Below are 14,588 nucleotides of genomic sequence, written 5' to 3' on the forward strand. Positions count from 1 at the left end.
AGGTCGCGGCTGAAAGCCCCTCCCACAATCTAGTACCTAGCACCTAGCACCTAGCCCCTGCGGCGCTAGCCGCCAGTCATGGACATGAAGCGCAGCACCTGTTCGGGCTTTTCGTTGAACTCATGGCGCTCGGGTTTGAGGGCAATGGCCTTGACGATGTGCTGTTCCAGTTCGGCGTCGCTGATACCGGCACGCAGCAGTTCGCGCAGCGGATAGCTTTCTTCCTGGCCGAGGCACATGTACAGAGTGCCGTCCACGGACAACCGCACGCGGTTGCAGGTTTCGCAGAAGTGCTGGGAGATGGGGGTGATAAAACCGATGCGCAGTTCGGTGCCGGCGACCTGCACGTAGCGGGCCGGGCCGCCGCCGGGCATCATACCGGGTATCAGCTCGTACTGCTCGGCCAGGCGGGCCTTGACGTCCTGCAGACTGATGTACTGATCGGTGGCAGCGCGGCCGGTTTCGCCGACCGGCATGGTCTCGATAAAGCGCAGCGTAAAGTCGTGTTCGATACAAAAATCGACCATGTCCTGCACTTCGTCGTCATTGACCCCCTTCATGACCACCATATTGATCTTGATGGGATGAAAGCCGGCCTGTTTGGCGGCCATCAGGCCGTTGAGGACTTTCTCCAGCTTGCCCTGGGTGATTTCCTTGAAGCGCTCGGGTTTGAGGGTATCCAGGCTGACATTGATGCGACTGACACCGGCGTCGAACAGGGCCTGGCCGTGCTTGTCCAGGCGGGTGGCGTTGGTGCTCAGCGACAGATCCTCGATCCCGGGCAGGGCGGCCAGCCGGGCGACCAGCCCGGGCAGGTTCTTGCGCACCAGCGGCTCGCCGCCGGTGACGCGGACCCGGCGGGTCCCGAGGCGGCCAAAGGCCCCGATCACCCGTTCGATTTCATCCGGCGTCAGCCAGTCTTCCGGCTCCTCGAAATCCTTGAAACCTTCCGGCATGCAGTATTTGCAGCGCAGGTCGCAACGGTCCGTGACCGAGAGCCGGACATATTCGATGCGTCTGCCGAAGGGGTCGATGAGGTCTGCCATAAAATAACCGAGTGTGTTGCCCAGGTAACAGGATCATTATAGGCGAAAATTAGTAGTTTGTAATGTACTGAAAAACCTTTGAAAATCCGGTTAATTGAAGCCATTGTGAGCCGATCTAACAGCGCCAGTCTAGCCCGACATGAAGAGTGTTTCATCCGGGATAGATAGTTGGTAAGCGCTTACTTGGAACTAATTCAAATATTCTAAAGTAGTGATATCCTCTGCCGATACCCCTGATACTTACTTAAGTAGGGGTAAACCCTGAGTCACGACGAAGACATCCCCGCGGACGGGGCAATACGAATGCGATACTCTTTACGAAAGCGAATGCTGCTCGGTACCGGCCTGATGCTGCTGCCCTTGTTGTTGCTGGGCATTGTCGGCTATCTGCTTTATCTGCAGACCATTGATTCGTTCGAGTCGGTGATTCAGGAGAGCCTGCCGGTGGGCCTGCCCGTCAGCGAGCTTCATCGTGACATCCTGCAGCTCGATATGCCGCTGGACAGATACCTGCTTTCCGGCAGCCAGCGCGAGCGTCAGCGGTTCGGCAAACAGACCCGGGATATCGATCGCCAGTTCACCGCGTTGCTGAACAATTCAGGCCTGCTGCGGGAATATCGCCGGGACATCAGCCGCGCCGCGGCAAGCTGGCGCGAACTGGTCGCGCTGGGCAAGGCGATTATCGAGCGGGATCGCACCGGTCACACCATCCTGCTGGCGGACATCACCCACTTTGAAGAGCAGCAGCAGAAAACCAGCCGGATACTGGATGAGGTCTATACGACTCTGCAGGTTGAGATTCGCACCAACTATCAAAATGCGCTGCATAACCAGCAACAGATTCAGGTGTTGCTGCTGGTGGTGTTTCTCGCCGGGGTACTGGTGGCGATCCACATCGGTAACCGGCTGGCCCGCCAGGTACTCAGGCCGCTCACCCTGTTGCGCGAGGGCACCGAGCGTTTCGGTAATGGCGATTTGAGCCATCGAATTGAGCTGGAGAACAGGGACGAATTTGGCCAGTTGGCCAACACCTTTAACAACATGGCCGATGAGCTGGAATTTCTCGCCTCTTATGACAGCCTTACCGGGTTGTTGAACAAACGGGAGTTTGAGCTGCGATTGCAGGATGAAGTGCGTCGTGCAAAACGATCCCGACACCCGTTTGTGTTGTTGCTGATGGATCTCGACTATTTCAAACAGGTAAACGACACCTACGGACATCCGGCCGGAGACCATACCCTGCGTGTTCTGTCCTCTTTGTTAAAAAAGCAGGTCCGGGAGTCGGACTACGTGGGGCGCTATGGGGGTGAGGAGTTCGGGATGATTCTTACCGACACTTCGGAGAAGGATGCACGGGACACCGCGGAGCGCATACGTCAGTTGGTCGAGGAAAAAGCGTTTACCATCAGCGACAACGCCACAATCAACATTACCGTCAGTGCCGGCCTGGCATGCTACCCCGATGACGCTGCCAACGCCGAAATGCTGATCGCCTGCGCCGACGAAGCGCTCTACAAGGCCAAGGATGCCGGCCGAAACCGCGTCATCAGCTTCAGCGACATTTAGTCATTTTTACGGATGGCCAGAAGTTAACGCAGAGGGCGCGGAGGCGCGGAGACGCAGAGTAAACCCGGTTTCTGGTAATGACGTAACCGGGTTTTCAGCTGTGCCCACTTACAATGTTCACTAACTACCGAAACACTGAAGTTAGCTGGAACAGTTCACTCGATGTCTTCAGTGGTTGTTTCCATGTCTGCTGGAAATGAAGCGGGGAAATAGTGCGTAGAACGTATCATGTGCACAGAGCTACCGGCTATGTGGCAAATATAATGATCTTCTCTGCGGCTCCGCGCCTCCGCGTACTCCGCGTTTGTTCGAATGATTTCAAAAACATGGTACCTGAATTCTGCTAACGCGAATTCTTGCCGTTGCCGGTTTCGCGCATCATCATGGCCATTTTGACCAGGTCAGCGATGGAGCGGGCCTGCATCTTTTCCATCACTTTGGCGCGATGGACTTCCACGGTCTTCACGCTGATGCCCAGTTCTTCGCCCACATCCCGATTGGGCTTTCCGGTGACGACCCGGTCCATGACTTCCCGCTCGCGGGTGGAGAGGTTGTAATAGCGCGTTTGCAGGTTTTCCAGCTCGGCACGTTGTTTGAGTCGATCGCGATGTTTTTGCACTGCGGCCTGGATCGTGTCCAGCAGTACCTGATCGTTAAACGGTTTTTCGATGAAATCGACCGCGCCGTTCTTCAGGGCGCGCACCGCCATGGGGACATCGCCATGGCCGGTGACAAAGACGATAGGCAGATCGATGCCCCGCTCGGCAAGAATATGCTGCAGATCCAGACCGCTGATCCCCGGCATGCGCACATCAAGGATCAGGCAACCGAGTGAGTCCTCGGTATAGTTGTCCAGAAACTCATTGGCGGAACCGTAGGTCCGGATATTCAGCCCCACAGAATCGATCAGCCATTCAATGGATTCGCGCACGGACTGATCATCGTCAACTACATGGATTGTGGCTTTTTTCATTATTTGTATTTGGCTTTTGTTGACCGAGCGCTCGCGGTATCGCGCCATGAGACCGCAATGGCTCTGTTGCCCCTGAACACTCCTTTTTCGGGCGAATACTGCGATTTTCAGAAGAGACCGGGGGGGCGCCGGCCTGGCTGTGCGCCAGGGCTCTCCTGAACTTCGCAACCCGTAGTGTTATCGGCAATGTGACACGGTTCTCAAATTTTTGTGTCCATTTTAGGCTCTGATGCGATGCCATTAAGTCCATTATTTTACATGGGCATTATTCCTTTCCAGCATATATGAGGAGGGTGGGAGAGCGTTATTGGGGATTACCCTAATTTTTACGTGGTAGGCAAAAAAAAGCGCATCCGAAGATGCGCTTTTTCAGGGATTGCCGGCGGCAATCAGATGGTCTGGTAGTACAGATTCTGTGGATGGTTGGCCTGGGCAAAGAAGAACCAGCGCTCGAACAGCAGGCCGACATATTGCACCACGAAGGCGGCGGCCAGAACCTGGACGCTGGCGGCGGTGAGGCCGGCCCACAGCAGAATCAGCGGCACGGGGAACACCAGGACCAGGAAGATGTACTTGATCGATTTGAACCAGGCCGCGCTGGCGCCATGGAAATATTCCCGGGTGTTGTAGGAGCCGCCCATCATCCCCATGGATTTCTGGACCACGGCGTTATGGCGCATCCCGATGGCGCTTTGCACGGTCGATTTATACTTGATCCGGGCGTTGCGATACAGCGAGGCGGCACGGCTGATCAGGCCGGCCAGAGTCAGGATGACCGCCCAGGTACCGTAGAAGCCGGTCAGGCCGGAGCCCTGCCAGGCCGCCAGAGCAGTGGCCAGGGTGAAGCCGGAGGCGGCACCGAGCAGGGTGTAGTTGATCACGGTCAGGACACTGGCCCATTCCTGCAGGAACTTGATGCTGGCGTAGATCATGCCGGTGGCGATATACAGGGCAAACACGGCAAGCGTCGTGACCGCCCCGACGATCAGCGCCGGCTGGTTGGGGATCGCGTTGTGGAACCAGTTCGGTTGCCAGCCGCTCAAGTGCAGCACGCCGTAGATGAACACCAGTCCCATGACCGCCGGCAGGATGATGACTTCCCGCGACAGCCAGGATGTGCGCCACTGGCTGGCGGCTCGCCAGGCCCGCTCCGGACGGCCCAGGTGCCAAAACGACGCCGCCAGGCCACCAACCATCAATACCAGGGCGATGATACTGCCGGTGACATAGAAATTACTGCTCTGCGCCGGTAGCAGATTGACGGCGGAGTACAGCTGACCGCTGAACAGCGCCAGAAACAGCCCCTGACCGGCACCGATCAGAGTGGTGAGAAAAATAACCGAAAATGCAGGATGCATGACAAATTCTCCGAATTTGAGTTACGAGGGACGAGGGCCGAGTTACGAGGAGAGAAAAAACAGGAGTATTCCGCTTTTCCTCGTCACTCGGCCCTCGTACCTCGTCACTTTGTTTTAGAGTAGCCAGTCGTCCAGGGTGACATCCTTGGTGGTCTTGTGGCGGATATCCTCTTTCTTGAGCGGATTATCCACGCGCACCAGCTCGTCTTCATGGATGTGCATCTTGGTCTTGCGACGTGGCAGATAATGGTTGGCCGGCTTGGTGCCCCATTCGGGCATCAGCTGGTAACCGCCCTGCTCGCGAATCGCGACCGACACTTCCGAATCGGGATCGTGTACGTCACCGAACAGTCGCGCGTTGGTCGGACAGGCCATGACACAGGCCGGCTTGCGCTCGGCTTCCGGCAGGGATTCGTCGTAGATGCGATCCACGCAGAGGGTGCACTTGGTCATCACCTGCTCTTTTTCGTCCAGCTCGCGCGCGCCGTACGGGCAGGCCCAGGAGCAGTATTTGCAGCCGATGCATTTGTCGTAGTCCACCAGCACGATGCCATCGTTCTCACGCTTGTAGCTGGCGCCGGTCGGGCAGACCGGCACGCAGGGCGCGTCTTCGCAATGCAGGCAGCTCTTCGGAAAATGGATGGTTTCCGTGTTCGGGTAATTACCCACTTCGTAGGTCTGGACCCGGTTGAAGAAAGTTCCGGTGGGGTCCTTGTCATACGGGTTTTCATCGAACAGCGGGCCGGCGGCACCGGATGTGTTCCACTGTTTACAACTGGTGACGCAGGCGTGGCAACCCACGCAAACGTTCAGGTCGATTACAAGTGCGAGTTGAGTCATATCACTTAACCTTTATCGATGCATTCTCAGCAAAGAGTCAAAACATCCCTGTTTGTGGCTCTTGGCGTTATCAGCTTTTTTGCTTGTTGAACATGCCGGCGAAGTACTGCAGCCATTTGCGACGTGGCGGGGTGCCCGGCACCGCGTGCATTTCCTCGTACTGCGGGAAAGTGACCGGTTCTTCGCCTTCACCCGCCGGGTAGACCCGGACGCGCACGTCATACCAGCCGGCCTGGCCGGTGACCGGATCCGAGTTGGAAATGTGCTCGCCGGCTTCATGGGTCGGCAGTTCCTCGCCAATCACGTGGTTCAGCAAAAAGCCCTGCTTGGATTCATTGGCGTCGTTGCTCAGGTTCCAGGCGCCACTGGCTTTGCCGATGGCGTTCCAGGTCCAGATCGTACCCGGCTCGACCGCCTCACTGTAACGACTCAGGCAACGCACCTTGCCGTGCATGGATTCGACCCACATCCAGGCGCCATCGTCGATACCGGCCGCCCGGGCGGTCTGCGGATGGATATGCAGATAGTTGTAGGTGTGGATCTGTCGCAGCCAGGCATTCTGCGAGTCCCAGCTGTGGTACATGGCCATCGGCCGCTGGGTAATCGCATTCAACGGATACTTGTGTTTGTCGCTCAGTTGCGATTCCAGTGTTTCATGATAGAACGGCAGCGGATCGAAGAAGGTCTCGATACGTTTGCGCAGATGCTTGGGCGGAACCCGGCCACCGGGGTTGCGATCCTGCGCGGCCAGGCGGAACTTCTGCAGCACTTCGGAGTAGATGTGGCAGTTGATCGGCTCGGCATAGCGGGTCAGGCCGTTGCCCTGGGCCCACTGCAGGTAACCCTGGTTCCAGTTACGCATGTACTGGTAGGACTTGGGCAGCTCGTAATGGAAGACACAGTTGTTCTTCTCGTACATCTTCCACTGATCCGGGTTGGGCTCGCCACGCATGGCTTTTTCGCCACCCTTGCCGCGCCAGCCGGCCAGAAAGCCGATGCCGGAGCCCGGGGCGGTTTCGAAGTTGGTGACAAAGTCCGGATAATCGCGGAACTTGCGGTTGCCGTTTTCATCCACGAAGGCCGGCAGTTTGAGCCGCGAGCCCAGCTCGATGATGACTTCCTGGAAGGGCTTGCACTCGCCGGTCGGCGGCACCACCGGGATACGCACCGAGTCGACCGGGCCGTCGTATTCTGAGATGGGTCGATCCAGCATGGACATCACGTCGTGACGCTCCAGGTAGGTGGTATCGGGCAGCACCAGGTCGGCATAGGCGACGGTTTCCGACTCGAACGCGTCAGCCACGACCAAAAACGGGATCTTGTATTCCCCGTTGTCGTCCTTGTCGTTGAGCATCTTGCGCACTTCATCGGTATTCATGGTGGAGTTCCACGCCATATTGGCCATGAACAGGAACAGGGTGTCGATGTTATAGGGATCGCCGCGGTGGGCGTTGGTGATCACGTTGTGCATCAACCCGTGAACCGACAGCGGATGTTCCCAGGAGAAGGCCTTGTCGATCCGCACCGGCTCACCCTTGTCGTCGACGAACAGATCGTCCGGGTCCGCCGGCCAGCCCAGCGGCATACCGTTGAGCGGGGTATTCGGCTGCACGTCGTCCGGCGAGGTCGGATTCTTCGGGCAGGGCGGAATCGGGCGCGGGAACGGCGCCTTGTGACGGAAGCCGCCGGGACGGTCGATGGTGCCGAGGATCGACATCAGGATGCTCATCGCGCGAATGGTCTGAAAGCCGTTGGAGTGGGCGGCCAGACCGCGCATGGCATGGAAGGCGACCGGGTTGCCGGTAACGGACTCGTGTTCGTTGTCCCACACGTCGGTCCAGGCGATCGGCAGTTCGATCTTCTCATCGCGGGCGGTGATGCCCATTTCATAGGCCAGGCGACGGATGGTCTCGGCCGGAATGCCGGTGATGTTCTCGGCCCATTCCGGCGTGTACTGCTGGACGCGCTCGGTCAGCATCTGGAAGGCCGGTTTGACCGGGGTACCATCGGGCAGTTTGAACTCACCCAGCAGGTAGGGATCGGCGCCCGGCGTGTGAGTGGAGATCGGCTTGTTCAGCTCCCGGTCCCACCACAGCTTGTTCTGCGGATCGAAGCAGCCTTCCTCTTCGGGGACCTCGAAGCGCACGAACATGCCATATTCGGAGCTGTTTTCATCCAGATTCACCAGCTCGGCGGAGTTGGTGTAATTGACCAGAAAGTCGCGGTCGAACAGACCCTGCTTGATGATTTCGTGGGTCAGGGCCAGCATCAGCGCGCCGTCGGTGCCGGGTTTGATCGGCACCCACTCGTCGGCGATGGCGGAGTAGCCGGTGCGCACCGGGTTAATGGAGATAAAGCGGCCACCGTTGCGCTTGAACTTGGACAGCTCCATCTTCAGCGGATTGGAGTGGTGATCCTCGGCGGTGCCGATCATCACGAACAGCTTGGCACGCTCCAGATCCGGCCCCCCGAATTCCCAGAAGGAACCGCCGATGGTGTAGATCATACCCGCGGCCATGTTGACCGAGCAGAAGCCGCCGTGGGCGGCGTAGTTGGGCGTGCCGTACTGCTTGGCGAACAGGCCGGTCAGGGCCTGCATCTGGTCGCGGCCGGTAAACAGGGCGAATTTCTTCGGATCGGTGGCGCGCAGGTGACTCAGGCGCTCTTCGAGCATGTCGAACGCCTGATCCCAGCTTATCTCCTCGAATTCGGCATCGCCCCGGTTGGCACCGGGTTTGCGCATCAGCGGCTTGGTCAGCCGGGCCGGCGAATACTGTTTCATGATTCCCGAGGAACCCTTGGCACAGATGATGCCCTTGTTCAGCGGATGATCGGGATTGCCCTGGATATAACGCACTTCCCCGTCACGCACGGTGACACGGATGCCACAGCGACAGGCGCACATATAACAGGTGGTATTCTTGGTTTCAGTCCGCCCTTCGGGCTTCTGAATCGGGTCATGTATAACTGCCATCGTCAAACCTAGCCTTTTTAATGGGGTGCGCGATTATAGGGGCCGCCACGCACAGTGACTAATCAGGGTTATTAAAAGGTTTATAAAATCATTATATACTAAAATAGTTATGGATTAACTGTATCCAGACGGAGATACTGACCGGGCCTGCCCCCTACCCGAAGAGAGATAGCCATAGCCCGACTAAGCATCTGTTTTTACGGGAGTTTTAAGCTTTCAGTTGAGGTCGCGCCAACTATAGCTGATTGGCGACAAATTTAAACCCCGATCACCGCGATGAGTGGAAATAAAATTCACTTATATTTAGATCGGGTATAAGTTTCCTGAGACCCGCATGTTTCTTTAACGTCTCCTGTCCCGCCCATGCAAAATATGAGGCGCGTCTGGCCGGAACTTATCGCTTTGGGCGCAACGGACAATATATAAGGTGTCATTCCGGGTCATGCGGTCTGTGTATTGCCAGGCAAAGGGTTTGCAGGGTGTCTGCGCCCTCCACGCGATACCGATTCGTCCGCGTCAGCCTGGCTGGCAATAAGTATCTCTTTTAACTAGACTTTTGGGGCAATGTGAATTTTATTGGCAGTCATGGCAGAATGGATGACAAATTTCGCTGCACTGTTCAGGCTACGTGTCATATCCAATGTATACGCCCGGCCTTGTTGCAGTGAAGATAATGGATACTTCATTGAATTCTTCTGAACCAACAAGCCGTTTAACCCGTTCGATCGGGCGTCTGTCGCGAGTTGGCAACCGGGCTGCCGGCTTTGTGCGGATACGAATACTCATCGCGGCGTTGTGTTCACTGTTGTGTCTCCCGTCCCTTTCCTTCGCGATTGACTTGCAGGCGGATACGGATGTCGCCACGGCCGGATATTATCAACTCAAGTGGAAAAGCGCGGATGATAACGCCCCTGTCGAGCTTCAGGAAGCCGACAACGCCCGGTTCGAAAATGCAGAACCTCTTTATCAGGGTCGTGACCGGGCAAGGGTCGTGACCGGTCGTTCCGACGGCACTTATTATTATCGCGCCCGGACGGTGGATGACGGTGCCGCCGGTGCCTGGTCTGACATCGTCAAGGTCCAGGTCAAACATCACCCTCTGTCACGGGCCCTGGGATTTTTCATCGTCGGTGCCATTGTTTTTCTATCGATCGTGATTGCGATCCTGATCGGCAACCGTCGTTATCACAGTAAGGAGTCACAGTGACATTATCAATTAATACCAAGCGCCTGCAGGAAGACATCGAAACGCTGGCTTCCATCGGGCGTCGCGAGGATCACGGTCTGTATCGCATGGCCTTTAGCGATGGCGATATGGAAGGCCGCGCCTGGTTCAAACAACAACTGGAAGAAGCCGGGCTGGAAGTCTATGAAGATGGTGCCGCCAATATTCATGGCCGGCTCAACTGGAACGAGGAGACGCCGGCGGTCGTGACCGGCTCGCATCTGGACACGGTCCCGAGCGCCGGCCATCTGGATGGCGCACTGGGCGTGCTGGTCGGGCTGGAGTGTCTGCGCAGTATCAAGGAACAGAATCTGCCGCTGCGCTATCCGATGGAAGTGATCTCGTTCACCGATGAAGAGGGCCGTTTCGGCGGCATGGTCGGTTCGCAATCGATCGCCGGCCAGTTAACCCCTGAATCGATCCATCAGGCGATCGATCTCGATGGCATTACCCTGTCCGAGGCGATGCAGGAACGCGGTTATGACGCGATGCACGCCCTGCATGCCCGTTATCGCCCGGAGGCCATCCATGCCTTTGTGGAGTTGCATATCGAACAGGGGCCGATACTGGATCAGATGGGTCTGAGCGTCGGCGTGGTGGATGCCATCGCCGGGCTGTTCAAGTGGGAAGTCAGTTTAATCGGTACAGCCAACCACGCCGGAACCACGCCCATGCATATGCGTAACGACGCCTTTCAGGGGCTGGCGGAATTTTCCAGCGAGATTCAGCGTATCCTGGAAGAGAACGGCTCGGCGCGCAGCGTGGCCACCATCGGCCGGGTGGATATCAAGCCGGGGGCGCCCAACGTGGTCCCGGGACGGGTCGAGTTTTCCCTGGAGGCACGCGATACTGACGAGCATACCCTCGAGGATCTGCAGCACGCCTTTCGCAAGGCGTTGTCCGCGATTGCCCGGCGACGTAACCTGATGTTCGAATTCAAGATTCTCAGTGAGATCGCCCCGGTCAAGTGTGACCTGGGACTGGTCCGGGATCTGGAAGATGTGGCCAAACAGCTGAATCATGAACCGCTGGTTATGGCCAGTGGCGCCGCCCATGATACCCAGATGATGGCCAGGATTGCCCGGGCCGCGATGGTCTTTGTCCCGAGCAAGGGCGGACGCAGTCATTCGGCGGCCGAGTGGACCGAACTGGTGGATATCGAGCGTGGCGCCAATGTTATGCTCAATGCGCTGTACAGAATTGCCGGAGAACAAGCCGCATGACCGATGATACGTTTGATCTGAGTGAAGATCTGGATCTGAATCCGGAGTTTCTGGATGTCGATCCCCTTGAAGAAAAATATCGTGCCTCGATTACCCCGGTACAGGCGATTCAGCAGTCGCTGGAGGAACACCATACCGCTCTGCTGGTAATCGATTTGCAATATCTGGACGCCGCACGGGGTTTCGGCGTTTTCGCCAATGTTGACAGGGAACAGATGCCGCATGAGGCCGAAGAGTTTTATTTCGATTCGCTGGAGAATACGGTGCTACCCAACGTGCGGCGCCTGCAGGATACTTTTCGCGCCAACAAGCTGGAAGTCGTCCACATTCGCATCCAGTCCCTGACTCAGGACGGGCGCGATCGCAGCCCCGGCCACAAACGTCTTGGCCTGCATGCCGCACCCGGTTCCAAGGAGGCGGAGTTCATTCCGGAAGTGGCACCGGTGGGCGATGAGATCGTGATCAACAAAAGCGCCAGCGGCGTATTCAATGCCACCAATCTGGAATATGTGCTGCGCAACATGGGGGTCACCGGGCTGTTTGTCTGCGGTGTCTATACCAACGAGTGCGTTTCCACCACCATTCGCGATGCCAGTGATCTCGGGTTTTACACGACCCTGATCGCGGATGGCTGCACTACCGTGACCCCGGAGTTACACACGGCGACGATTCGTACGGTCAAGGATCGCTACTCCCGGGTCATGACCACCGATGACGCCATCAAGGAGATCAACAAGGTCGTGGCATGAATAGCGTCAACTCCGCGATTCTTGATCCCAATGTCGGCTGGCTGATCCTGGCCATCTTCAGTGTGATCTGGATCTGGCTGGGCTGGTTCTTGGGGCGCAAGAACAAAGAGCTGGATGATTACATGCTGGCCGGTCGGCGTGTGGGGATGGCCCTGGGGACTGCCACGGCCATGGCCACCTGGGTGACCAGCAACACCACCATGGTCGCGCCCCAGTTTGCCCTGCAACTGGGTTTGTGGGGCATGCTGGGTTATTCGCTGGGTTCGGTGGGTCTGATGCTGTTCGCGCCACTGGCGCGTCGTATTCGTCAGTTGCTGCCGTTCGGTTATACCAGTGGTGATTTTATCCGCCTGCGCTACGGTGTCTGGACCTGGCGCGTATTTCTGGTGATTTCGTTGTGCTATGCCATCGGCTGGCTGATCAGTCTGGGCATGGCCGGTGGCGTGCTGATTCATGCCCTGACCGGTATCGATTACCAGGTCGGCATGACGGTCATCTTGACGATCTGTGTGCTGTATACCCTGCTGGGTGGTTTACGCGCGGTTATTGGTACTGACTTTATCCAGACCCTGCTGATCATCGGCGGGGTCGTGACCCTGGCGATTCTGACCATCAACGAAGTCGGTTTCGATCAGATGCACAGCAGCCTGCTGGAAGACCGCCCCGAGCTGCTGAATCTGTTGATGCCGGCTGCCGTCATGTTCCTGTTTAACAATCTGCTGTTTGGCATCGGCGAAATTTTTCATTCCAATGTCTGGTGGTCGCGTGCCTTTGCCTTTCGCAAGGACGTGGGCTTTCGGGCCTATCTGTTGGCGGGCATTATCTGGGTGCCCATCCCGATTGTGGCCGGCTTTATCGCCCTGGCGGCACCGGCGCTGGGACTGAACGTGCCGGCCGCGGATATGGTCGGGCCGATGGTCGCCGCCGAACTGCTGGGTTTTGGCGGTGCCGTGCTGGTCTTTATTATAGTGTTCTCGGCTTTGGCATCGAGTCTCGACTCGCTGCTGGCCGCGACCAGCGATCTGGTCCTGACCGATATCTACAAGGGGCATATCAATCCCCGGGCCAGCGATGAACGCCTGCGCGTGATGGCCAAACGGATCGTGATACTGCTGGGTGTCATTACCTGGTTGATTTGCCTGCCGCGCATTTCCACCCTGGGCAGCCTGCTGCAATATCTGGGCGCTTTTGTCGCCAGCGCTATCTGGCCGGTTGTTGCCGGGCTATACTGGAAGCGAGCCAACGCAACCGGGGCCTTGCTGGCCATGGTACTGGGGACCGGTTGCGGCACCTGGGCCTATTTTGGCATCGGGTTTTATGTGGCGGCGCTGGTGTCGGCGGCGGTCTCCATGCTGACGGTCTTTATCAGCATGGCGTTGTCACAAACCGAATTTGAATGGGAACAGCTGAAACAGAGCCGGGAGGGCAGCGCAACATGACAGCCAGTACCGGGTTTCTCGCTTTTATCGTAACGGCTGCCGTGGCAGTCTCCACGCTGACGCCGTTGATACTGATTTATTTATGGATAAGAGACTGGATAAAAAAACAGTTATGGTAGACAAAACACATCCCAAGCTCGACGAGCGTATTGAGCCCACCAACTGGACCGATGGGCTGGATATGCCCATGTCACTGATGGAGCAAATCCCCGAGGACCCGGCGTCCCTGGCAGATCTGGCCAATCGCTCGGTGGTCTCCGGCAAACAGTTCACGCGTGAGCAGGTGGCCCAGTTGTGCCGCCTGGCGGCCAAGTTCGAAACCACCCAGACTATGGGCCAGTTTCCGCTCACGGGTAAAATCCTGATCAGTGCCTTTTACGAGCCGAGCACCCGGACCCGGCTATCATTCGAAAGCGTCTGGCACCGGCTGGGCGGCGACGTGATCTCCATTACCGACCCGTCCACCACCGGCGTGGCCAAGGGTGAGTCGTTACACGACGTGGCCGAGATGATGAGCCACTATGGCGATGTGGTGGTATTGCGCGACTCCAACGAGGAAGCCATTTACGAAATGCTCGATGTGCTGCGCATTCCCATCATCAATGCCGGTAACGGTACCGATGAGCATCCAACCCAGGCCATGGCGGATATCTACGCGATTGCCAAGTGGCGTCCGGAATTTCTGATGGACAATCCTCCGGAAGACAAAAAGATCCGTATCTGCGTGATCGGCGTGCCGGGCCGGATGCGTACCGTGCGCAGTCTGTTGTCGTTCCTGGCACTGTTCAGCCCGGCGATCAGGGAAGTGGTGATCATCTGCAATGCCAAGCAGCCGTTTTCCCCGGGACAGAAAGAAGATCTGGAAAAGGCCGGACTGAAACTGAAAGTGGCGCCGGATCTGAACGCCGAGTTGCCGGATACAGATGTGGTGTATATCAATGCCATCGCCTGGGTGGGTGACAGTTATGAAGAACTGGGTAGTGAATATCGTCTGGACAGTGATTCACCGCTGAAGAACGGATCGATTATTCTGCACCCGCTGGCCCGTGGCGAGGAACTGGCGACCGATCTGGATAACACCCCGCACAACTGGTATTTCGCCCAGGCGCGCGGCGCGGTCTACATGCGCATGGCCGTCATGACCAGCCTTGTCAGGTTCTAGGTACTAGGTACTAGGTACTAGGTACTAGGTACT

Annotated in this window: 11 protein-coding genes; 6 read left to right on the plus strand and 5 right to left on the minus strand. The window is 57.4% G+C overall.

What is annotated here, in order from left to right; genetic code table 11:
- Nucleotides 1-65: 65 nt before the first annotated feature.
- Nucleotides 66-1,046 carry a GTP 3',8-cyclase MoaA gene (gene moaA, locus RI563_RS05860; RefSeq protein WP_310693429.1) on the minus strand — a complete coding sequence of 327 codons (981 nt, stop codon included), beginning with the start codon at nt 1,044-1,046 and terminating at the stop codon, nt 66-68.
- Between the two features lie 327 nt (nt 1,047-1,373).
- Here moaA and RI563_RS05865 point away from each other — a divergent pair, with 327 nt between their 5' ends.
- Complete coding sequence (locus RI563_RS05865) at nt 1,374-2,612, plus strand: diguanylate cyclase (protein ID WP_310693430.1); 1,239 nt, start codon at nt 1,374-1,376, stop codon at nt 2,610-2,612.
- A 343-nt stretch (nt 2,613-2,955) separates the two neighbouring features.
- Here RI563_RS05865 and RI563_RS05870 read toward each other — a convergent pair whose 3' ends face one another.
- The 4 genes from RI563_RS05870 to RI563_RS05885 all read right to left on the minus strand — a co-directional run bounded on the left by RI563_RS05870 (nt 2,956) and on the right by RI563_RS05885 (nt 8,757).
- Nucleotides 2,956-3,585, minus strand: a complete 630-nt coding sequence (locus RI563_RS05870; protein ID WP_310693431.1) for a response regulator transcription factor — start codon at nt 3,583-3,585, stop codon at nt 2,956-2,958.
- Between the two features lie 389 nt (nt 3,586-3,974).
- Complete coding sequence (locus tag RI563_RS05875) at nt 3,975-4,943, minus strand: dimethyl sulfoxide reductase anchor subunit family protein (protein ID WP_310693432.1); 969 nt, start codon at nt 4,941-4,943, stop codon at nt 3,975-3,977.
- Nucleotides 4,944-5,057: 114 nt separating this feature from the next.
- Nucleotides 5,058-5,783 carry a 4Fe-4S dicluster domain-containing protein gene (locus RI563_RS05880; RefSeq protein WP_310693433.1) on the minus strand — a complete coding sequence of 242 codons (726 nt, stop codon included), beginning with the start codon at nt 5,781-5,783 and terminating at the stop codon, nt 5,058-5,060.
- 70 nt (nt 5,784-5,853) lie between these two features.
- Nucleotides 5,854-8,757, minus strand: coding sequence for a molybdopterin oxidoreductase family protein (locus RI563_RS05885; protein WP_310693434.1), 2,904 nt, complete (start codon nt 8,755-8,757; stop codon nt 5,854-5,856).
- A 640-nt stretch (nt 8,758-9,397) separates the two neighbouring features.
- Between RI563_RS05885 and RI563_RS05890 the strand changes: the two genes are divergently transcribed.
- The 5 genes from RI563_RS05890 (at nt 9,398) to RI563_RS05910 (ending at nt 14,555) form a co-directional block, all read left to right on the plus strand.
- Nucleotides 9,398-9,964: a fibronectin type III domain-containing protein gene (locus tag RI563_RS05890; RefSeq protein WP_310693435.1), complete on the plus strand. Its 567-nt coding sequence runs from the start codon at nt 9,398-9,400 to the stop codon at nt 9,962-9,964.
- On the plus strand, nt 9,961-11,205 hold the full coding sequence (locus tag RI563_RS05895) for a Zn-dependent hydrolase (protein ID WP_310693436.1): 1,245 nt from the start codon (nt 9,961-9,963) through the stop codon (nt 11,203-11,205). Before RI563_RS05890 ends, RI563_RS05895 begins: the two co-directional genes overlap by 4 nt.
- Nucleotides 11,202-11,954 carry an isochorismatase family cysteine hydrolase gene (locus RI563_RS05900; RefSeq protein ID WP_310693437.1) on the plus strand — a complete coding sequence of 251 codons (753 nt, stop codon included), beginning with the start codon at nt 11,202-11,204 and terminating at the stop codon, nt 11,952-11,954. The genes RI563_RS05895 and RI563_RS05900 overlap by 4 nt, the downstream gene beginning before the upstream one ends.
- A complete protein-coding gene (locus RI563_RS05905) occupies nt 11,951-13,393 on the plus strand; it encodes a sodium:solute symporter family protein (RefSeq protein WP_310693438.1) in 1,443 nt (480 codons plus the stop codon). The genes RI563_RS05900 and RI563_RS05905 overlap by 4 nt, the downstream gene beginning before the upstream one ends.
- A gap of 112 nt (nt 13,394-13,505) precedes the next feature.
- Nucleotides 13,506-14,555 (plus strand): aspartate carbamoyltransferase, encoded by a 1,050-nt coding sequence (locus tag RI563_RS05910; RefSeq protein WP_310693439.1) that lies wholly within the window; start codon nt 13,506-13,508, stop codon nt 14,553-14,555.
- Nucleotides 14,556-14,588: the final 33 nt, after the last annotated feature.

It is taken from the genome of Thiohalophilus sp. (genome assembly GCF_031581315.1).
Lineage (GTDB): Bacteria > Pseudomonadota > Gammaproteobacteria > UBA6429 > Thiohalophilaceae > Thiohalophilus.

Coding starts and splice junctions, on each gene's coding strand:
- moaA (WP_310693429.1), bottom strand. CDS start 1,046: ATGGCAGACCTCATCGACCCCTTCGGCAGACGCATCGAATATGTCCGG.
- RI563_RS05865 (WP_310693430.1), top strand. CDS start 1,374: ATGCTGCTCGGTACCGGCCTGATGCTGCTGCCCTTGTTGTTGCTGGGC.
- RI563_RS05870 (WP_310693431.1), bottom strand. CDS start 3,585: ATGAAAAAAGCCACAATCCATGTAGTTGACGATGATCAGTCCGTGCGC.
- RI563_RS05875 (WP_310693432.1), bottom strand. CDS start 4,943: ATGCATCCTGCATTTTCGGTTATTTTTCTCACCACTCTGATCGGTGCC.
- RI563_RS05880 (WP_310693433.1), bottom strand. CDS start 5,783: ATGACTCAACTCGCACTTGTAATCGACCTGAACGTTTGCGTGGGTTGC.
- RI563_RS05885 (WP_310693434.1), bottom strand. CDS start 8,757: ATGGCAGTTATACATGACCCGATTCAGAAGCCCGAAGGGCGGACTGAA.
- RI563_RS05890 (WP_310693435.1), top strand. CDS start 9,398: ATGTATACGCCCGGCCTTGTTGCAGTGAAGATAATGGATACTTCATTG.
- RI563_RS05900 (WP_310693437.1), top strand. CDS start 11,202: ATGACCGATGATACGTTTGATCTGAGTGAAGATCTGGATCTGAATCCG.
- RI563_RS05905 (WP_310693438.1), top strand. CDS start 11,951: ATGAATAGCGTCAACTCCGCGATTCTTGATCCCAATGTCGGCTGGCTG.
- RI563_RS05910 (WP_310693439.1), top strand. CDS start 13,506: ATGGTAGACAAAACACATCCCAAGCTCGACGAGCGTATTGAGCCCACC.